The sequence below is a fragment of the Neobacillus sedimentimangrovi genome (assembly GCF_010614825.1).
GTDB classification, from domain to species: Bacteria; Bacillota; Bacilli; order Bacillales; family Cytobacillaceae; genus Neobacillus; species Neobacillus thermocopriae.
The window spans coordinates 1-20,059 of sequence record NZ_JAAFZF010000049.1; the positions used below are offsets into that span (position 1 = coordinate 1).

12 protein-coding genes, 21 tRNA genes and 2 rRNA genes are annotated in these 20,059 nt (G+C 40.1%); 1 reads left to right on the forward strand and 34 read right to left on the reverse strand.

Annotated features, from left to right (window positions below):
- Positions 1-149: 149 nt before the first annotated feature.
- The 6 genes from menC to GZA11_RS13615 form a co-directional block, all read right to left on the reverse strand.
- Entirely contained in the window at positions 150-1,256 is a 1,107-nt protein-coding gene (menC, locus tag GZA11_RS13590; protein ID WP_163184206.1) for an o-succinylbenzoate synthase, read from the reverse strand.
- Positions 1,253-2,749: an o-succinylbenzoate--CoA ligase gene (locus GZA11_RS13595; RefSeq protein WP_163184207.1), complete on the reverse strand. Its 1,497-nt coding sequence runs from the start codon at positions 2,747-2,749 to the stop codon at positions 1,253-1,255. Before GZA11_RS13595 ends, menC begins: the two co-directional genes overlap by 4 nt.
- A gap of 79 nt (positions 2,750-2,828) precedes the next feature.
- Complete coding sequence (menB, locus tag GZA11_RS13600; RefSeq protein ID WP_144243004.1) at positions 2,829-3,665, reverse strand: 1,4-dihydroxy-2-naphthoyl-CoA synthase; 837 nt, start codon at positions 3,663-3,665, stop codon at positions 2,829-2,831.
- 1 nt (position 3,666) lies between these two features.
- Complete coding sequence (menH, locus tag GZA11_RS13605) at positions 3,667-4,473, reverse strand: 2-succinyl-6-hydroxy-2,4-cyclohexadiene-1-carboxylate synthase (protein ID WP_038536889.1); 807 nt, start codon at positions 4,471-4,473, stop codon at positions 3,667-3,669.
- Positions 4,470-6,221, reverse strand: coding sequence for a 2-succinyl-5-enolpyruvyl-6-hydroxy-3-cyclohexene-1-carboxylic-acid synthase (menD, locus tag GZA11_RS13610; protein WP_163184208.1), 1,752 nt, complete (start codon positions 6,219-6,221; stop codon positions 4,470-4,472). Before menD ends, menH begins: the two co-directional genes overlap by 4 nt.
- Positions 6,222-6,223: 2 nt before the next feature.
- The gene (locus tag GZA11_RS13615) at positions 6,224-7,624 is read right to left on the reverse strand and encodes an isochorismate synthase (protein WP_038536892.1); all 1,401 of its coding nucleotides are present in this window, start codon (positions 7,622-7,624) and stop codon (positions 6,224-6,226) included.
- Positions 7,625-7,939: 315 nt separating this feature from the next.
- On the opposite strand from GZA11_RS13615, the gene GZA11_RS13620 reads away from it, so the two are divergent.
- Positions 7,940-8,878: a 1,4-dihydroxy-2-naphthoate polyprenyltransferase gene (locus tag GZA11_RS13620; RefSeq protein ID WP_038536894.1), complete on the forward strand. Its 939-nt coding sequence runs from the start codon at positions 7,940-7,942 to the stop codon at positions 8,876-8,878.
- 64 nt (positions 8,879-8,942) lie between these two features.
- Here the strand turns inward: GZA11_RS13620 and GZA11_RS13625 are convergent, their stop codons facing one another.
- From GZA11_RS13625 to GZA11_RS13760, 28 genes are all read right to left on the reverse strand, one after another.
- Positions 8,943-11,339, reverse strand: coding sequence for a glycogen/starch/alpha-glucan phosphorylase (locus GZA11_RS13625; protein WP_163184209.1), 2,397 nt, complete (start codon positions 11,337-11,339; stop codon positions 8,943-8,945).
- Positions 11,329-12,780: a glycogen synthase GlgA gene (gene glgA / locus GZA11_RS13630; protein ID WP_038536898.1), complete on the reverse strand. Its 1,452-nt coding sequence runs from the start codon at positions 12,778-12,780 to the stop codon at positions 11,329-11,331. Before glgA ends, GZA11_RS13625 begins: the two co-directional genes overlap by 11 nt.
- Entirely contained in the window at positions 12,777-13,808 is a 1,032-nt protein-coding gene (locus tag GZA11_RS13635) for a GlgC family sugar phosphate nucleotidyltransferase (protein WP_163184210.1), read from the reverse strand. Before GZA11_RS13635 ends, glgA begins: the two co-directional genes overlap by 4 nt.
- A 57-nt stretch (positions 13,809-13,865) precedes the next feature.
- On the reverse strand, positions 13,866-15,008 hold the full coding sequence (locus GZA11_RS13640) for a glucose-1-phosphate adenylyltransferase (protein ID WP_163184211.1): 1,143 nt from the start codon (positions 15,006-15,008) through the stop codon (positions 13,866-13,868).
- A complete protein-coding gene (glgB, locus tag GZA11_RS13645) occupies positions 14,950-16,899 on the reverse strand; it encodes a 1,4-alpha-glucan branching protein GlgB (protein WP_163184212.1) in 1,950 nt (649 codons plus the stop codon). The genes GZA11_RS13640 and glgB overlap by 59 nt, the downstream gene beginning before the upstream one ends.
- A 466-nt stretch (positions 16,900-17,365) precedes the next feature.
- A tRNA-Glu gene (locus tag GZA11_RS13650) sits at positions 17,366-17,437 on the reverse strand.
- 5 nt (positions 17,438-17,442) lie between these two features.
- A tRNA-Ser gene (locus GZA11_RS13655) sits at positions 17,443-17,533 on the reverse strand.
- Between the two features lie 3 nt (positions 17,534-17,536).
- Positions 17,537-17,611 (reverse strand) — tRNA-Asn (locus GZA11_RS13660).
- A gap of 150 nt (positions 17,612-17,761) precedes the next feature.
- A tRNA-Ile gene (locus tag GZA11_RS13665) sits at positions 17,762-17,838 on the reverse strand.
- Between the two features lie 4 nt (positions 17,839-17,842).
- A tRNA-Gly gene (locus GZA11_RS13670) sits at positions 17,843-17,916 on the reverse strand.
- A gap of 17 nt (positions 17,917-17,933) precedes the next feature.
- Positions 17,934-18,009 (reverse strand) — tRNA-His (locus GZA11_RS13675).
- 22 nt (positions 18,010-18,031) lie between these two features.
- A tRNA-Phe gene (locus tag GZA11_RS13680) sits at positions 18,032-18,107 on the reverse strand.
- A gap of 38 nt (positions 18,108-18,145) precedes the next feature.
- Positions 18,146-18,222, reverse strand: a tRNA-Asp gene (locus GZA11_RS13685).
- Positions 18,223-18,225: 3 nt separating this feature from the next.
- Positions 18,226-18,299, reverse strand: a tRNA-Met gene (locus tag GZA11_RS13690).
- A 29-nt stretch (positions 18,300-18,328) separates the two neighbouring features.
- A tRNA-Ser gene (locus tag GZA11_RS13695) sits at positions 18,329-18,421 on the reverse strand.
- Between the two features lie 17 nt (positions 18,422-18,438).
- Positions 18,439-18,515: transfer RNA gene (locus tag GZA11_RS13700), tRNA-Ile, on the reverse strand.
- A 12-nt stretch (positions 18,516-18,527) separates the two neighbouring features.
- Positions 18,528-18,604, reverse strand: a tRNA-Met gene (locus GZA11_RS13705).
- A gap of 19 nt (positions 18,605-18,623) precedes the next feature.
- Positions 18,624-18,699, reverse strand: a tRNA-Ala gene (locus tag GZA11_RS13710).
- Between the two features lie 17 nt (positions 18,700-18,716).
- Positions 18,717-18,793 (reverse strand) — tRNA-Pro (locus GZA11_RS13715).
- Between the two features lie 5 nt (positions 18,794-18,798).
- Positions 18,799-18,872 (reverse strand) — tRNA-Arg (locus GZA11_RS13720).
- Between the two features lie 7 nt (positions 18,873-18,879).
- Positions 18,880-18,968, reverse strand: a tRNA-Leu gene (locus GZA11_RS13725).
- Between the two features lie 5 nt (positions 18,969-18,973).
- Positions 18,974-19,048 (reverse strand) — tRNA-Gly (locus GZA11_RS13730).
- A gap of 9 nt (positions 19,049-19,057) precedes the next feature.
- Positions 19,058-19,142, reverse strand: a tRNA-Leu gene (locus tag GZA11_RS13735).
- 9 nt (positions 19,143-19,151) lie between these two features.
- Positions 19,152-19,227, reverse strand: a tRNA-Lys gene (locus tag GZA11_RS13740).
- 163 nt (positions 19,228-19,390) lie between these two features.
- Positions 19,391-19,466 (reverse strand) — tRNA-Thr (locus GZA11_RS13745).
- Positions 19,467-19,475: 9 nt separating this feature from the next.
- Positions 19,476-19,551, reverse strand: a tRNA-Val gene (locus GZA11_RS13750).
- An 8-nt stretch (positions 19,552-19,559) separates the two neighbouring features.
- A 5S ribosomal RNA gene (rrf, locus tag GZA11_RS13755) occupies positions 19,560-19,676 on the reverse strand.
- 147 nt (positions 19,677-19,823) lie between these two features.
- Positions 19,824-20,059 (reverse strand): 23S ribosomal RNA (locus tag GZA11_RS13760); the annotation flags it as partial.

Here is a 20,059-nt window from a genome sequence, read left to right on the forward strand (position 1 = left end):
ATGGATATAAAAACTTCAAGAGATTTCGAGCAAGAATCTTATTGAGACATCAGTATAAAGGAATGGGTCTACATATAGGATAGGGGTGGCCTGATTTCTTTACCACCCCAACATTTGACGGAGAACCTAAAATCATGGCTCCTTTGTTTCTAAAAGGAAAATGTTTTTTTGGCGATAATTGTTTCGCGCAGTCTTTTTTCATTTAAACTAAACCCAATTCCCGGCACATTTGGCACAGAAATTTTCCCGTTCACCACAATTACCTCGGGAGAAATAATATCCTCCTCCCAAAACCTGTTCGAACCGGAAATATCACCTGGTATTGTAAATCCTGGCATTGAGGCAAGGGCAATATTATGAGCCCTGGAAATGCCAAACTCAATCATTCCTCCGCACCAAACTGGGATTCCTCGTTCATAGCAATAATCATGAATTCGTTTTGCTTCGTAAAGCCCGCCAACCCGGCCAATCTTCACATTGATTGACCGGCAACTTCCGTATTTTATCGCTTTTTGTACATCTTCAAATGATGTAATGCTTTCATCTAAACAAATTGGCGTCTTCAATTCCTTTTGCAATTGAGCATGTTCAATGATGTCGTCATGAGCGAGTGGCTGTTCAATTAATAACAAATTAAATTCATCTAAGGATTTAAGACGATCCATGTCCTTTAATGTGTAAGCAGAGTTGGCATCCGCCATAATTGGCAATTCAGGATAATGGCGGCGGATTTCCTTCAATAAAGGATAATCCATTTGAGGATTTATTTTCACCTTTATTCGCCTATACCCTTCCTCAAGATACCCTTCAATTTGCCTAAGTGCTTTTTCAATAGAATCAGTTGCAATAACTACTCCAGAGGCTATCTCCTCGCAGGTACCTCCAAGCAATTTTGAAAGTGAGAGTGACTTACTTTTTGCGTATAAATCCCACAATGCTGTTTCTATTGCTGCCTTTGCCATCTGATTTCTTCTAATACATTGAAAAAGGGAAAAGGCCTCTTTTGGATGTTGAATTGGATTTTTTTGCAAAAGTGGAATCAAAAAGTCGCTAAGCATATGCACACTTGTAACAACCGTTTCTTCTGTATACCATGGAGAAGAGAAGGCTACTCCTTCACCAAAACCGGATAATCCATCCCGATTTGTCACCTTTATAATAATCCCTTCACGCTCTGATACATTACCTAAATGGGTAATAAAAGGCGTCTTCAATGGCATCCGAATAACAAACAACTCTACCATCGCAATGTTCATGTACTGAATCTTCCTTCACGAATCCATTCCCTAAGTGTCCTGCGAAGTAATTTTTTTGCTGCGTTTCTTGGAAGCTCCTCAGTAAAAAAAATATATTTAGGAACTTTATATTTCGCTAATTGTTTCACACAGTATTTTTCAATTCCTTCAACAGACACTTTTGAGTCCGCCTTTTTAACAATAAATGCCGCAGGTACCTGTCCCCACTTTGCATCCTCTATGCCTGTCACACCAGCATCGATAATTTCTGGATGTGATAATAATACAGCTTCCACTTCAGCAGGATAGATATTTTCTCCACCGGAAATAATCAAGTCAGAACGGCGATCCAAGACATATAAAAAGCCTTCCTCATCAAGGTAACCAACATCTCCGGTATTCAACCAGCCATTGCGGATCGTTTCTTTTGTTGCTTGCGGACGATTTAAATAACCGGGTGTGATATTTGGACCCTTTACCATAATTTCTCCCACTTCGCCTGCCTGAGCCTCAGCCTCATCCTCTCGCACGATTTTGATTTGCGATGGAAATAACGGCTTCCCTGCCGAGCCAAGTTTCGTCAGACAATATTCAGGAGCTAACGTAACAATTTGAGAAGCAGTCTCCGTCATGCCGTATGTTTGAAATACTGGAATTTCTTTTTTTTGACATGATTGGAGTAGTGGTAGTGGTGCAGGTCCTCCACCTAACAGCATGCAGCGAAAATATCCTGGAAGACGTTGCTCTTCCAATGCATCGACAATTTGTGTAAGCATCGTACTGACAACCGACATGATGGTTACTCGTTTTTCTTGGATCGTTTGAATGATTTTTTCTACATCAAATCGCTCATGAAGGACAATTGGCATACCATAAATAATCCCTCTCATTAAAATGGAGAATCCGCTAATATGAAAAAGTGGAACCGAGCAAAGCCAACAATCTCCATCAGTGATCCCAAGATTTAAGGCAGAGCCTGTTGCACTCCACCAATGGTTTCCAAAGGTTTGTATGACTCCTTTTGGATAACCAGTTGTTCCGGAAGTATACATGATCGTGCAAATATCTCCAAGGCTGATTTCCTCCTGAATCGCCGGTGTTACGGAATCGCTTGCAAACAACTTTTTCATGGTCGTGGTATTTATATGATGGAGTCGTTCGTTTACAACTGATTCTATTTCAGTAAAGGAGTCATCAAGGATGAAAAAAGCTGCTCCTGAATCTTCTAGCTGCCACACAATTTCATTTGGTGTTAAACGATTATTTAAAATAACTGCTCGAGCTCCTAACAACTGTAAAGCAAATAAAACAACCACACTGTCGAGATGGTTTTTTAATAAAACTCCAGCAAAATCCTTCTTTTGAATTCCCATTCCCTGCATTTGTCCTGCGACAGTATAAGAGCGTTCATAAAGCTCTTTAAATGTTATCATTTCGTTTTGAAAATAAACTGCCGGCCGATCAGGAGTTAGAAACGCCCTTTTTTTCAAAAAATTCGGCATAAAATTCTCCATTTTTTTCACCTTCTAATCCGTCATTCTACAAAAAACAGCCTGATGGAGACCATCAAGCTGCTAAATAAACTTTTTTTCATCAAGGGAAACGAGGGAATTGGCCAAAATTAGGTTTGCGTTTTTCTTTAAATGCATCGCGGCCTTCTTTTGCTTCATCAGTTGTATAATAAAGCAATGTTGCATCTCCAGCAAATTGTTGAAGTCCTGCTAAGCCATCTGTATCAGCATTCATTGCAGCCTTTATGAAACGAAGGGCAGTCGGGCTCTTCTCAAGCATTTCCTCACACCACTTAATCGTTTCTTCTTCTACCTTTTCTAATGGAACAACCGTATTAACTAAGCCCATTTCAAGCGCTTCTTGAGCATTGTACTGACGGCATAGGTACCAAATTTCACGAGCTTTCTTATGGCCAATAATTCTTGCAAGATAGCCAGAACCATAGCCAGCATCAAAACTTCCTACTTTTGGACCTGTTTGTCCAAAGATAGCATTATCTGCTGCAATAGTTAAATCACAAACAACGTGCAATACATGGCCACCGCCAATGGCATACCCTTTGACCATAGCGACAACCGGTTTAGGGATAACTCGAATTAAACGCTGAAGGTCAAGAACATTTAAACGAGGAATTTGGTCCTCACCAACATAACCGCCATGGCCACGGACTTTTTGGTCACCACCGGAACAGAAAGCCTTATCCCCGGCACCTGTTAACACGATAACTCCGATGTTTGAATCGTCACGTGCATAGGAAAAAGCATCAATTAACTCCATAACGGTTTTTGGTGTAAAAGCGTTATGTACATGTGGGCGATTAATCGTGATTTTTGCAATTCCATTATATGTTTCGTATAAAATTTCATCATATTCACGTTCAGAAATCCATTCAACTGCCAAAATAATTACCTCCTTCATTTCATTTCGTGACAAAGTCACTTACTATTCTACCAAACTTTTCACAATTCTCCACATGAATTGTATGGCCGCTGTTTTCAAACTCAATCAGACTAGCCTTTTTCAACTTTAGCAGCATGGCTTGTGCAATCTGGCAAAACTTTTTATCCTCTTCACCTGTAAGTAATAATACTTCACACTTAAGCTGACCAAGATGCTCCCACCAGGAAGGCTGTGAGCCTGTTCCCATCCCAAGGAGACTATTCGCAAGCCCAATCGGTGAGTTGCCCAAACGCTGTTGGCGAATATCTAACTTTTTTTCAATAGGTAATCGCTTCATCGATGCAAAGAGGGGAATTTCTTCCCAGTAATCAACAAAATTCTTTATCCCCTGATCCATAATAAAATTTGCAAGTTCGACATCTTTCATTCGGCGTTTGGCTCTCTCATCCTCGGTTGCAAGGCCTGGAGAAGCACTTTCTAAAATTAACCGGCGGACCCTTCTTGGAAACATGACAGCAAAAGTAAGTGCCAATCGGCCTCCCATAGAATAACCAAGTATGTCCACTTGCTCCGTTTGAAGTGCATCAAGAATATCCGCTAAATCACTAGCTACCTTTTCAATTTTATAACGATCAGGATCAGTTGGCGAATCTGTCTTTCCATGGCCAATAATGTCCGGAATGATAAGCCGAGAATGCTTTCCCCATACATCATAAAAGGGAGCCCATGTAGTGGAATTACCAGTGAAACCATGTAATAACACAAGCGGGAAGCCACTGCCGGTCGTTTCTACATTATAACGAACATCATTAATGAATACATTCACATTTGCTCACCTTTGACATATTTTGATATTTCCTGGGAAACTGAATTCCAAAATTGGCGATGTTCGTCCCGATTTCTGTCTCTGCTTGTCAAAATTTCATATACATTGATTCCAGTGGTATCCACTGACCTTTCCATTTCTTTTTTAAAATGATCCCAATCATTGATCTTGGTAAATCGACCGTTAAATAATTTAACCGCAAACTCAAACTCAAGATCTAAAGGGGTGCCAAAAAGGAGTTCAAAATGTTTCGGATGTTCCGATTGGGGCAGGAAAGAGAAAATTCCTCCACCATTATTGTTTATCAATATAATGTTTATATCAATTTGCTGTCTCTTTGCTGCAAATAAACCGTTTATATCATGAAAAAAAGTTAAATCTCCTAAAATGAGATAAAGAGATTTGGAATATATAGCAGCTCCCAAAGCGGTCGATACCGTTCCGTCAATCCCATTGGCTCCTCTATTAGCCATCACTTTTATTGATTTATTATTTTTCAAAAAGAAACTGTCCAAGTCACGAATAGGCATACTATTACCTACAAAAAGAGTTGCACCTTCCGGAAGCAGGTCCACTAGTTGTGAAAATAATTTACCTTCACTTAATGCGTTAATATCTTTTACAATAGACATATTTTCTTTCGTCAGTTCGTTAATTGCCAACCATTGTTTTAAATATTGGTCGCTTGTCTTTTCTTCTACCAATGCCGATAGTTGCTGACAAAATAGCGTTTCACTGCTGAAAATCATATCTGTGGATAAGGCAAAAGGATCACGCCAACCGCTTCCTCCATCAATGACATATTGGTCTGCTTCTAAGTTCTCTTTTAAAAATATCGATAATGCTTTTGATACAGGCATAGCCCCAAATCGCAAAATGACATCGGGTTTGAGGAACTTCTTAGCGTCTTCATTCCGTAGGAAAGTATCGTAAGCATCGATGATATTCTCAAGATTATGTCCACCGCTTCTTAATTGGGATAATGGATCAGCCAATATTGGAAACTTTAGCAAATCAGCGAGTTTGGTAACAGCTTCAGCAAAGCGCCCATCGTCCATATTTCCACAAACGATGATACCTTTTGTTTTCTTATTGATTTTCTCGGCTACTTGTCGAATTTGGTCATCGTTTATTATTGGTTCACCATGATGAACCTTTACATATCCTTTTGGACGGTCCGTTAATTGAAAAAGATCATCATCCAATCTAGGAATCAATGGCTCACGGAACGGGAAATTCAAATGCACAGGTCCGGAGGGAGCCTGTCCTGCGATGGCTACTGCTCTGGCACAAACGGACCGTACATAACGAATCATTTCATCGCTTCTTTCCGGTGGTGCCATTTCAGCAAACCACTTAACATGCTGGCCATATAAATGAATTTGATCGATCGCTTGTGGAGCACCGACTTCTCGAAGTTCGTGAGGCCGATCCGCTGTTAACACAAGTAAAGGAACCCTGGAATAACGCGCCTCAATAATCGCCGGAAAATAATTGGCTGCGGCTGTTCCAGAAGTACAAAGAAGAGCAACTGGTCTATTGGATGCCTTTGCCATTCCAAGAGCAAAAAAGGCAGCTGAGCGCTCATCGACATGTATGTGTATCTGTAGATCAGGATGTTCAGCCATTACCATTGCCATCGGGGTCGATCTTGAACCCGGACTGACAACAACATCCGTTATTCCGCAATGCACTAACTCTGCGACAAATGCCGCAAGATAGGCTGTTAATGATTCTTGATGACTCATATTTAATTTCCCCCAAGCGCCCGTAACATCGGTCTAAACTTTAATCCTGTTTCTAAATACTCACTTTCGGAATTAGAATCAGCGACAACACCGCACCCCGCAAAAAGAGAGGCTTCCTTACCCTGAATCAGTCCCGAACGAATGCAAACAGCAAATTCGCCGTTTCCCTTATAGTCCATCCAGCCAAGCGGTGCTGCATAAAATCCACGGTCGAGATTTTCCACCTGCCTGATTTTTTCCACTGCTTCTTTTTTTGGAAGACCACCTAAAGCAGGAGTAGGATGAAGCCTTTCTACTAATAACAATAAGGAGGCTTCTTTTGTGCATTTTCCAATAACTGGCGTATACAAATGTTGGATATCTCTATTTTTTAAAAGGCTTGGCCGATCTGGAAGAATGATTTCCTCACATGATTCTTCCAAAGCTTCCTTAATCATTTCCACTACAAACTGATGTTCAATTAAGTTTTTTTGATCATTTAGTAATTGTTCACCCAAGATCCTATCGGCATCTTCTGTTTCCCCGCGTGAAATCGAACCGGCCAAACAAGTAGAAAAGATTTCGTTTTCATTTTTCTTAACCAGCCTCTCCGGAGAAGCACCAAGAAAACAATCTCCTTCTGATTCAAAGGCAAAGATAAAGCTTTCATGTTGCTGATTATTTAATCGATCTAATACGATCTCAGGCTCCACCTTATTTTCAAACTTTAGTCGGAGTTCACGAGCCAGAACAACCTTTTTTAATGGCCCCGTCGAAAGTTCCTTAACAACCTCCTCAACGGATGTTTTCCATTCTTCTGGAAAAATCTCTTTTTTCTCAACCAGTATTGGCGGAAGTAAGTTATTGCTTGATTGAACTGATCTCAACAGTTCATTCCGCTCATCCAACATTTTTTGAAAGAAAAAATCGTCATCATATTGAGAACATACTATATTGGTTGTAAAATAGGCTTGTCCTTTAATGATACTAAGTAAGAATTTTGGTAAATAAAACATGGAGTCCATATATTTGGACCAAAGCTGTGTTTTTGGCTTCATTGGATCAAAAGAAAATCCCCCAAATATAACAGGGCCTACTCCTTCTATTGAAAATGGATTGATTACAATACTATCTTTTAAAAAGGTTTTCCACTCTTGTTCTACATAAGCAAAACGATCAGAAGCATCATTCTTCTGTATTTGCTTCGAAATGCCAAGCCCTACCAGAATAATCTCATCATTTGGGTCTTTCCAGAAAAATCGCTCACCTTGATAGTGTTCTTTCCCTATATTAAAAAAAGATAATGGGTTCATATTTTGTATTTGATGAACTTCACTGATTAAAATTGGCCGGTCAAGTTCTTGCGCTCGTTTTTTCGCTAAGTAGCCTTTTTCGATGATTTCTGTTTCCTGAATGGTAACCAAACAAATCCCTCCAAAACAGCCAAAATGACTGTTATCCATTCATAATAGACTATTTAAACATACTACTCCCATTGTAAAGAAGTCAATTATCCTTGTCACCACTTCCCGATTTCTATCCTTATTATATGTCAAAATTCGACCTTACTGTAATAAAAGACTTATAATGGTAAAGGGATTATCTTCTAGTTTTGAAAATAAAATTTCATTGACACTCTTGTAGGGATTTCCTACACTAGTGTTTGGACAAGATATTATTCTCGACAAATATACTATTTATAATAGAAAGAAAAAGCGAACAGAGGGAGGAGAAATTGGATGCAGCCAAATATACAACCTAGGACAAATCCTGTGGTGAAGCCAAACAAAGGCTTTCAAGTATGGTGGCAAATGACCCGCCCTCATACCTTAACAGCAGCCTTTGTACCCGTCCTGCTTGGCACGGCTCTATCACTTCAGCATGGAAAAATTCATATCGGATTATTTTTAGCAATGTTGATCGCAAGTCTTCTAATTCAAGCAGCCACCAATATGTTTAACGAATATTATGACTTTAAGCGCGGATTGGATACAGAACATTCTGTTGGGATAGGCGGAACTATTGTCCGTGACGGGATTAAGCCAAAGACCGTTATGCAGTTAGCTTTGATTTTTTATGGTATTGCATTATTATTAGGGGTTTACATTTGTGCAAATAGTAGCTGGTGGCTTGCATTAGTCGGCCTAATTTGCATGGGTGTCGGTTATTTATATACAGGAGGACCGCTTCCAATCGCTTATACACCGTTTGGAGAAATCTTTGCCGGATTGTTTATGGGGATGATGATCATCTTAATCTCCTTCTTTATTCAAACAGGTACGGTGGACACCACCAGCATTCTCGTTTCCGTCCCAAGTTTTGTACTCGTAGGTGGAATTCTGTTATCAAACAATATTCGTGACCTTGATGGGGATAAGGAATTTGGTCGTAAAACATTAGCAATTCTTTTAGGGAAAAAGAAGGCCATCTATCTATTAGCCGGTATGTTTGCCTTTACTTATCTATGGATTTTAGGTCTGATCTTCGCGGGTGTAGTTCCCATTTGGACATTACTTGTGCTACTAAGTACGCCTAAACCATACAAATCGGTCAAAGGGTTTATTCAAGGCACATTGCCGATTCAAATGGCACCTGCTATGAAAGCAACCGCCCAAACCAACACGATTTTTGGATTCTTGTTGGCAATTGGAATTTTTGCTGGACATTATTTTTCATAACAAAAGCATCTGTCGTATCCGACAGAAGCTTTTGTTTTTTATATGCCACTTTATCGATCATCTTTTATTTCACTGGATGAATGTCCCAAATATCCTTAGCATATTCCTTTATAGTACGGTCACTGGAGAAATAGCCGGCATGTGCGATATTAACCAGACATTTTTTTTGCCAAGAAATCTGATCTTTAAACGCTTCTTCAATTTTCCTCTGGGTTTCAGCGTAAGACGCAAAATCCTTTAAGACAAAGTATTGATCATTTTCCTCCAAAAGTGAATCAAAAATCGGTTCAAACTCATTATGAACATCTGGAAAAAAGCCATTTACCAGCTGGTCGACAATTTGTTGAATACGGCTGTCATGATGATAGTACTCATCTGAGTCATATCCTCCGTGACGATAATAATGTAAAACTTCTTCCGCGGTCAGCCCAAAGATAAAAATATTTTCATCTCCAACCCGCTCATGAATTTCAATATTTGCTCCGTCTAATGTCCCGATCGTTAACGCTCCATTAATCATAAATTTCATATTCCCAGTACCAGAAGCTTCTTTACTAGCGGTAGAAATTTGCTCACTGACATCGGCAGCTGTAAAAATTTTCTCTGCTAAGGAAACTCGGTAATTTTCTAAGAAAATGACCTTCATTTGATCTCCAACCCTGGGATCATTATTAACTTTGTCAGCAATGGTATTAATTAACTTAATTATTTTTTTTGCATAATAATAACCCGGTGATGCTTTCGCTCCAAAAATAAAGACTCTCGGTATCATCCTGAAGCTTGAATCTTCCAATATGCGATTATAAAGATGCAATATATGGAGTACATTCAATAGTTGTCGTTTATATGCATGAAGCCGCTTGACCTGTACATCAAAAATCGCCTGTGGGTCAACCGAAACGCCGTTCTGTTTATAAATAATGTCAGCAAGCATTTCTTTATTTGCTCTTTTTATTTTTCCAAGTTCCTTTAAAAAAGAGCGATCATCTTGATATTTAAGTAAGTTAATCAACTCATGCGGGGCACTTGTCCAACTGCTTCCAATCCGATCCGAAATAAGCGAGGATAATTTCGGATTTGCCTTTAATAACCAGCGGCGGTGGGCAATGCCATTGGTCTTATTATTAAATTTATTTGGATACAGTTGATAAAATGGCTGCATTTCTCGTTCCTTTAAAATCTCCGTGTGTAGACTTGCTACACCATTTACACTAAAGCTACCTACGATAGCTAAATGTGCCATCTTTACATAACCATCCGCTATAATAGAAAGCTTTGCTATCCTTTCCCAATCCCCAGGTGTCTCTTCCCAAAGTTCCCGACAAAAACGTTCATTGATTTCATTGACAATCATATAAATACGCGGCAGAAGTGGCTGAAAAATATGAATTGGCCATTTTTCCAATGCCTCTGATAAAGTAGTATGGTTTGTATAGGAGATCGTATTTTTTGTAATATGCCATGCTTCATCCCAACCGAAACCTTCTTCATCAATCAATATTCTCATTAACTCCGGTATGGCCAAAACGGGGTGAGTATCGTTAATATGAATACAAATTTGATGATGCAGTTCGTTCAGACTACCATGTTGCTTTTTATAGGACCTAATAATAGATTGAAGGCTTGCCGATACTAGAAAGTATTGCTGCTTTAGCCTCAAGATCTTCCCTTCATCATGGGTATCATCCGGGTAAAGAAATTCAGAAATTGCCTCGGTTCTCCGCTTATATTGTAAAATATCCTTATTTATTGGGAATTGAGCAGGTTCAGCATTCCATAACCTGAGCGTATTCACTGTTTTACAATGATACCCCACGACCGGAACATCATACGGAACGGCTGTAACCGTTTCGGTATGTAAATGATGGAAAACAAGTCGGCCGTTTTCTATTTTCGCTTCCACTTTTCCCCAAAATGGAATTTGAACCGCTAAATCTGCTTTACAAATTTCCCAAACATTTCCACTTCTTAACCATTGTTCTGGTAGCTCGACTTGGTATCCATTGACAATTTTTTGTTCAAATAAACCATGCTTATAACGGATTCCATGCCCATGCCCTGGAAGATTCAATGAGGCAAGGGAGTCCAAAAAGCAGGCAGCTAGCCTGCCCAAGCCTCCATTTCCCAAGCCTGCATCTGGTTCTATTTCCTCGAGTTCTACAAGATCAATTCCCAGTTCTTCTAACCCTTTTTCTACTAATCCTTCAACACCAAGGTTAATTAAATTTTGCCGGAGAAGCTTCCCTAATAAGTACTCAATTGATAAATAATAAACCTGTTTCCCCTTTACAGCCAAATATTTTTCATTCGTCTTTATCCAATCATTGCTGACATATTCACGAATCATCAATCCAAGTGTTTCATAATGATCTCTAGAAGTACTCTCCGAAAAGCTTTTACCACACAGCATTTCAACCCGTATTTTAAAGGTTTCTTTAAATGATTCTTTATTAGAAAACATAGGTTTCACTCCTTGCAATCACTTCGGCATATAGCTGGTTGTAATAAAAAGCGGATTGAGCCCAGCTGTAGTCCTTTTCCATAGCCTGCTTTACAATTAATCCCCATGTTTTTTTGTTATGATAAAAGCTCAATGCTCTCCGAATTGTGTATAGCATATCGTGAGCATTGAAATGCTTAAATGAGAATCCATTTCCTTCTTTGGTAAATTCATTCCAACTCTTAACGGTATCATTTAGCCCCCCTGTTTCTCGGACAATTGGGATCGCCCCATATTTCATAGCAATAAGTTGTCCTAGACCACAAGGCTCAAATAATGATGGCATTAAAAATAAGTCAGCTGCGGCATATAATTTATGGGCCAGCTCTTCATTAAACCCAGTATAAACCCTTAATTTTTCCGGATAAATCCTTGCTGCTTGCCTTAAGTATTCCTCATATTCGAAATCCCCTGCACCAAGGAAAATGAGCTGAATATCCTCTTGTAAAATCTCCCGGAAGACACATTTGATGAGATCAATCCCTTTTTGCCTTGTCAGCCGTGAAATCATAACCATTAACGGAGTGGAGGCAGACTGTTTTAAACCAAATTGCTTTTGGATTTCCCTTTTATTAGCTGCTTTTTTCCCAATGTTATGAATCGAATAATTTTGAAAAATAAATGGATCTTTAGATGGATCGTAAAAATCATCATCAATTCCATTTAAGATCCCCACGAGATCCTCATTCCTGGCCCTAAGAAGTCCATCCAATTTCTCTCCAAACTCAGGTGTCTGAATTTCCTGCATATAGGTTGGACTCACGGTTGTAATTTTATCAGCGGCAACAAGCGCCCCTTTCATAAAATTCACATTTCCGAAAAACTCCAAATGTCCCGGATGGAAATAACTTTCATCGAGTCCCAATAAATCCTTTAATACTTCTCTCGGGAAAATTCCTTGGAATTGGAGATTATGAATGGTAAATACAGTACGAATGGATCCGTAGCCAGTTCTTCGGTAATAATCCGCACGTAGCAAATAAGGAATCATTGCCGTATGCCAATCATGACAATGGAGAATATTCGGAAAATAATCTAGCTCTTTTAGTGTTTCAAGAACGGCACGACTAAAAAAGGCAAACCTTTCTCCATCATCAAAATAGCCATACAACCCTTCCCGTTTGAAATAATATTCATTATCAACAAAATAATACGTTACTCCCTGGTGGATAAGTTCTTCAATCCCGCAATATTGTTTTCTCCAGCCAACATCGACTGTGAATTCTTTTATTTTTTTCATTTTCTTTTTGTATTGATCAGCAATCGTGCCATATTTGGGAAGGATTACCCTAACATCTGTACCAAGACTTTTTAATTCCTTTGGTAGGGAACCAGCTACATCTGCCAGTCCGCCTGATTTGGCAAATGGTCCACATTCTGAAACAGCAAATAATACTTTCACGAATTCATCAACGCTCCTTGCTTTGTTCCTTTTCGAATAACAAAAGGTGATTGAGCTGTTCCCGTAATTTGGGCCCCCGCTTCAATTTTTACATCTTTATCCAATATTACTGAATCTAAATAGCAACCTTCTTCAATTTGGCATTTTTGCATAATAATACTATTTTTAACTACGGCCCCTTTGCCAATTTTAACACCGCGTGAAATGATACTATTTTCCACTGTTCCGCTAATTAGACAACCATTTGCAATCATTGCATTCTTTACCAATGATCCCTTTTCATACTTAGTTGGAGGCTCATCTTTCACTTTCGTTAAGATAGGCCGCCCTTTGATGAAAAGCTCCTTCCAAACCTCTGGCTTTAAAAGTTTCATACTTGTGGAATAATAGTTCACAATGGAGTTGATCATTTCTGCATACCCTTCATAGGTATAGTGGCAAACCGTATAGTCATGATGGATATCATTTGTCACATCCTTCATGCATGTATAACCGGTCTCATGCCGTGTTTCAATTAATTTAATCAACAATGATGTTTTCATTAAAAACATTTCCAGGGACTTTCCATTCTTCTGGCGTATTTCCGTAATATCACAACCAGAATGAATGTGCCATTTTAAAATGGGCCTAAGATCCATATTGGCAACGGTATAACAATTAGAGATGAATGCATATTCCTGAGTACTGCGGTAAAAATAATCCAAATTGGCAGCAAACAGGTCAAAGGCCCCTATACGATTACGATTGCTTTCCATAACAGGAGATGGAAAGAAAAACAAACCATCACGTTTTCTATTTAAATCCCAATTTTTCCCTGAACCTAAATGATCCATTAATGATCGGTACTGCATTTTTGGAAAAATAGCGACACTGCGGATACCTGTGTTCACCATATTGGATAATACAAAGTCAATAATCCGATACCTTCCAGCAAAAGGAAGTGCCGCCTGTGAACGGTGTATAATTAAATCTTCCAATTCCTCGTGATAGGTTGTCGCATCAATAATACCTAAAAGCTTTTTCTTCATTCCAAGTCCCCCCATAAAACGTTTTTAACAACAAAGCATCATTGTAGATTGTTTTGACTAAGCAGTATAAAGCGTATTTATCATCTCTTTTGTCACTAAGATGATTTCATCATCAAATGAGCGAATCACCGTCCCATCAGGAATATGAACATCACTTGGAACAATAGCTTTTTCTATAAAGCAATTTTCACCTATGAAAGCGTCTGGCATGATTACAGACTCTTTCACAATCGATTCTCTCCCTACAGTCACACCTTGGAATAAGACAGACCTTTCAATATTGCCTTCAATGGTACAACCTTCATTGATGAGGGATTCCTTGACAATGGCATTAGGTGAAATATATTGCGGTGGCTGATTCGGATTAACCGAATAGATTCTCCATTTATGATCAAATAAATCTAATCCGCAATCTTCCTTTAGCAAATCCATATTAGCTTCCCACAAGCTTTGAACGGTCCCTACGTCTTTCCAATATCCCTTAAACGGATAAGCATATAATTTCCTATTTTCATCAAGTAGTAATGGAATGACATCTTTTCCAAAATCATGACTGGAATCCGGATTTCTTGCATCCATTTCCAAATATTCCTTAAGTATATTCCAATTAAAAATATAGATACCCATGGAAGCCAGGTTATTTTTTGGTTGGCTCGGTTTTTCCTCGAATTCTGTAATTCTCATTTCCTCATTGGTGTTCATAATTCCAAAGCGACTTGCTTCAGCCCATGGAACTTCAATTAAGGAGATGGTGACATCTGCTCGTTTTTCAATATGGTATTCAAGCATTTTCTCGTAATTCATTTTATAAATGTGATCACCAGAAAGGATAAGAACATAATCAGGCTGATACTGTTTGAGATAATTTAAGTTTTGGTAAACGGCACTGGCTGTACCTGTATACCACTTCACTTCTGTTGATTCACTATACGGAGGTAATACCGTAACTCCACCATCTTTACGGTCTAAATCCCAAGCACTACCGATTCCAATATAGGAATTGAGCAAAAGTGGTTGATATTGGGTAAGGACCCCTACGGTATCAATGCCTGAATTGGCACAATTGCTCAAAGTAAAATCAATAATTCTATACTTTCCGCCAAATGGGACTGCAGGTTTAGCAAGGTCATTTGTCAAAGCATTAAGCCTGCTCCCTTTTCCTCCGGCCAACAGCATGGCGACGCACTTTTTCTTTCCCATTGCCTTTTCTCTCCTTTCTTTTTTTAACAGGTCTTAATATTTGAAACCCAAACGGGGCAATAGCAAGATTGATAGAATAGGGCTTACCGTGGTATGGCTCCTCAGATGCTTTGAGTACTTTTTTATTGACCACCCCAGAGCCACCATATTCCTCTAAATCATTGGTAAATATCTCCCGGTATTCCCCTGGTTTAGGTACACCGATTTTATATTCTGGATAGGATAAACCAGTAAAATTGCAAACGATGATTAACATATCCTCTTCTTTTTTACCTTTACGAATAAAAGAAAAGATAGACTGGTTTTTATTATCCACATCAATCCATTCAAAGCCATCCTGTAAATGATCCAGCTCATAAAGGGCTTTAGAACGCTTATAAACCTTCGTTAATACTTTCACATAGGAATTTAGTTTTTCGTGCATTTCATAATCAAGAAGGTGCCAATCCATCTGTTCTTTATCCTTCCATTCGGAAAACATTCCTAACTCAAAACCCATAAACAATAATTTTTTTCCCGGGTGGGCAAACATATAACCAAGCAATAGCCTTAGCTGAGCAAATTTCTCCCAATAATCCCCCGGCATCTTATTTAACAATGACTTTTTACCATGAACGACTTCGTCATGTGAAAACGGGAGCATGAAGTTTTCTGAGAAAGCATATAACAGTGAAAAAGTAACTTTTGAATGAACGTGAGACCTGGCAAATGGCGGGGTTTCCATGTATTCTAGTATGTCGTTCATCCATCCCATATTCCATTTATAATCGAAGCCAAGGCCACCATATTGGACAGGTGTTGTTACATTGCGGAAATCCGTAGAATCTTCACCAATCATTAAAAAATGAGGGTTTACATCATGAACTACCTGATTTAATTTCCTTAAGAAATGGATACCATAAGGATTTTCAGATTTTTCTCCTAACGCATTGGGCCAATAGATGATATTGGCAACAGCATCCATTCTAAATCCATCAATGTGGAAATATTTCATCCAAAAAAGGGCATTTGAGATTAGAAAGCTTTGTACTTCTCCTCTTCCCAAATCAAAATTGGCTGTCCCCCAAATCACATTTTCCCGATCATGCTCATTCTGATATGAATAAAGATGTGTACCATCAAACCGATAAAGACCATGAGCATCCTTACAATAGTGACCTGGAACCCAATCCAATATAACTCCTATTCCATTTTGATGACATTGATCAACAAAGTAACAAAAATCATTTGGAGTCCCATACCTAGAGGTGGCTGCAAAATATCCTGTTCCTTGATAACCCCAAGATATATCAAGAGGGTGTTCAACTAGTGGAAGGATTTCTATATGTGTAAAACCATGCTCCAGTACATAAGGGATTAATTCATCAGCAAGTTCTTTATATGTTAAAAAATCACCGTTGGGGTGTTTCTTCCATGATCCTAAATGAACTTCGTAAATGACAGATGGCTCAGACAAAAAGTTTTTCCCTGCTATTCGATTCATCCATTCAGCATCTTGCCATTCATAGTCACCAAGTGAATATACAATCGAAGCTGTATTTGGCCTTTTTTCAGCATAGAATGCATACGGATCAGCTTTTAACAATCTTTCCCCATTTTGTGTAAAGATTTCAAACTTATATCGATTCCCTTCTAGGTTTTGGTTGACAACAATCACCCAAACTCCTTCGTCATTCACCTTTTGTAATTCATATCCTTCACCATTCCAGTTATTGAAATCCCCAACGAGCCTTACCTGGCAGGCATTCGGGGCCCATACACAAAATCTTGTATATACATTATTGGAATCTTTAAAGATATGAGCACCAAAAAGCTCATGACTTTGAAAAAAATTCCCCTCATGAAACAAGTGTAACTGATAATCTGTAGGAAATAATGTATTCACTGCCATGGCTCTTTCCAACTCCAATAAAAAAAATATATTTCAAAATCCAATTATAAAGGGAAATAATAAATAATCCTCAAAAACTTTTTTCTCTTTTCTGACAATAACCGAGACATGCTACTATAAGGTGATATATTTCCTAAAAATCAACGTTAAATCGACAAATAATTATTCAACATTCGACAAAAATATCGAAACTTTTTGTGAAAAAATACATAAAAAATTATTCAATTTAATAAGTAATGGAAACTTTTGATTTATAAAAGATCATTAAATGTAAGCGATTGCAATACATTTTATTAATATAATGAAGAAGAAATGATATTCTAATATAGTTATCATCTGATGTATAAACAGGGGAAACCGAATGGATTAATTAATGCAAGAAAACTACCATATGGAGTTCCCATTCATTTTATATTTTCCAATAAAACAAAAGGACTGATGACTATTTGTCATCAGTCCTTTTGTATGACCCCTACGGGATTCGAACCCGTGTTACCGCCGTGAAAGGGCGGTGTCTTAACCACTTGACCAAGGGGCCTTTTCTGGCGGAGAAGGAGGGATTTGAACCCTCGCGCCGGTTGCCCGACCTACACCCTTAGCAGGGGCGCCTCTTCAGCCACTTGAGTACTTCTCCATATGGCTCCGCAGGCAGGATTCGAACCTGCGACCGATCGGTTAACAGCCGATAGCTCTACCACTGAGCTACTGCGGAATAATAAGGCTTCAACATACTCTTTGCATAATTTGTGTCCCCGCCTCAGAAAGAAAATTCAAGAAGCGGCTCGGCGTGTACAACTCGTAGCTAAATCTTGAAGTATTGCTCGTCTCTACCACTGAGCTACTGCGGAATATATTTAATTTATGGTGGGCCTAAATGGACTTGAACCATCGACCTCACGCTTATCAGGCGTGCGCTCTAACCAGCTGAGCTATAGGCCCATTATGGAGCGGGTGATGGGAATCGAACCCACAACAACAGCTTGGAAGGCTGTGGTTTTACCACTAAACTACACCCGCGTAATAATAACTTTGGATGGGGCGATTGATGGGAATCGAACCCACGAATGCCAGAGCCACAATCTGGTGCGTTAACCACTTCGCCACAACCGCCGTATTATTAATTGTTATTAAATGGTGGCTCAGGACGGAATCGAACCGCCGACACAAGGATTTTCAGTCCTTTGCTCTACCGACTGAGCTACTGAGCCGAAGTAGTAAGTTCCCTAACGGGATTGTTATTTTAAAGTGGCGGTCTGGACGGGACTCGAACCCGCGACCTCCTGCGTGACAGGCAGGCATTCTAACCAGCTGAACTACCAGACCATATTGCGGGGGCAGGATTTGAACCTGCGACCTTCGGGTTATGAGCCCGACGAGCTACCGGACTGCTCCACCCCGCGATAATAGAAATTAATAATTTTTAATTTTATGGCGGAGGAAGAGGGATTCGAACCCCCGCGCGGCTTTCACCGCCTCTCGGTTTTCAAGACCGACCCCTTCAGCCAGACTTGGGTATTCCTCCATATTATTTAAAATGAATGGTGGACCTTGTAGGACTCGAACCTACGACCGGACGGTTATGAGCCGTCTGCTCTAACCAGCTGAGCTAAAGGTCCATATATTTATTTTGGTAGCGGCGGAGGGGATCGAACCCCCGACCTTACGGGTATGAACCGTACGCTCTAGCCAGCTGAGCTACGCCGCCAAAGTTAATCTTGCTAAATTGGTGGAGCCTAGCGGGATCGAACCGCTGACCTCCTGCGTGCAAAGCAGGCGCTCTCCCAGCTGAGCTAAGGCCCCATGATTTATTGTTTCAATGGTCGGGAAAACAGGATTCGAACCTGCGACCCCTTGGTCCCAAACCAAGTGCTCTACCAAGCTGAGCTATTTCCCGAATAACGCGCCCGACAGGAGTCGAACCCATAACCTTCTGATCCGTAGTCAGACGCTCTATCCAATTGAGCTACGGGCGCAAATTTATGGTGCCGAGGACCGGAATCGAACCGGTACGGTAGTCACCTACCGCAGGATTTTAAGTCCTGTGCGTCTGCCAGTTCCGCCACCCCGGCATTATTGGAGCGGAAGACGGGATTCGAACCCGCGACCCCCACCTTGGCAAGGTGGTGTTCTACCACTGAACTACTTCCGCAATATTGAATGGTGCGGGTGAAGGGAGTCGAACCCCCACGCCTTACGGCGCCAGATCCTAAGTCTGGTGCGTCTGCCAATTCCGCCACACCCGCATATTTGAATGGTGAGCCATGAAGGACTCGAACCTTCGACCCTCTGATTAAAAGTCAGATGCTCTACCAACTGAGCTAATGGCTCATATTTAAACAATCAGCTAATCTTTGAAACATGTTTGTCAGATGTCCCCGCCTCAGTATGCTAAATCAAGAAGCATCTCGGCGTGTACAACTCGAAGTAAATCATAGAAGTTTCGCTCGTTGCTCTACCAACTGAGCTAATGGCTCAAAATATTTTTACTAGCTGGTGCCGGCTAGAGGACTTGAACCCCCAACCTACTGATTACAAGTCAGTTGCTCTACCAATTGAGCTAAGCCGGCATACTTATATGGTGGAGGATGACGGGATCGAACCGCCGACCCTCTGCTTGTAAGGCAGATGCTCTCCCAGCTGAGCTAATCCTCCATCTTATAGCCCGGCAGTGTCCTACTCTCACAGGGGCTTTCGCCCCAACTACCATCGGCGCTAAGAAGCTTAACTTCCGTGTTCGGTATGGGAACGGGTGTGACCTTCTCGCTATTACCACCGAACCATATATTCGACATTATTTTATTATAATGACTTTTTCATATTTTGCAAGAGAAAATTTTAATTTTTTTCATTCCCTCAAAACTAGATAATGCAGAAGAAGTAGGGAAGAACGAGTTCGCCAAAAGCGAATGCCATCACTTTTTTAATTGGTTAAGTCCTCGATCGATTAGTATCAGTCAGCTCCACACGTCACCGTGCTTCCACCTCTGACCTATCAACCTGATCATCTTTCAGGGATCTTACTAGCTTAAGGCTATGGGAAATCTCATCTTGAGGGGGGCTTCATGCTTAGATGCTTTCAGCACTTATCCCTTCCGCACATAGCTACCCAGCGGTGCCTTTGGCAAGACAACTGGTACACCAGCGGTGCGTCCATCCCGGT

Excerpts from the sequence above, each read along its gene's own strand:
- GZA11_RS13635 (WP_163184210.1), bottom strand. The coding sequence starts at position 13,808 with ATGAAGAAAAAGCTTTTAGGTATTATTGATGCGACAACCTATCACGAG.
- GZA11_RS13625 (WP_163184209.1), bottom strand. The coding sequence starts at position 11,339 with ATGTTTTCTAATAAAGAATCATTTAAAGAAACCTTTAAAATACGGGTT.
- GZA11_RS13595 (WP_163184207.1), bottom strand. The coding sequence starts at position 2,749 with ATGGAGAATTTTATGCCGAATTTTTTGAAAAAAAGGGCGTTTCTAACT.
- GZA11_RS13620 (WP_038536894.1), top strand. The coding sequence starts at position 7,940 with ATGCAGCCAAATATACAACCTAGGACAAATCCTGTGGTGAAGCCAAAC.
- glgB (WP_163184212.1), bottom strand. The coding sequence starts at position 16,899 with ATGGCAGTGAATACATTATTTCCTACAGATTATCAGTTACACTTGTTT.
- menB (WP_144243004.1), bottom strand. The coding sequence starts at position 3,665 with ATGAAGGAGGTAATTATTTTGGCAGTTGAATGGATTTCTGAACGTGAA.
- menD (WP_163184208.1), bottom strand. The coding sequence starts at position 6,221 with ATGAGTCATCAAGAATCATTAACAGCCTATCTTGCGGCATTTGTCGCA.
- menC (WP_163184206.1), bottom strand. The coding sequence starts at position 1,256 with ATGAACATTGCGATGGTAGAGTTGTTTGTTATTCGGATGCCATTGAAG.
- GZA11_RS13640 (WP_163184211.1), bottom strand. The coding sequence starts at position 15,008 with ATGGGAAAGAAAAAGTGCGTCGCCATGCTGTTGGCCGGAGGAAAAGGG.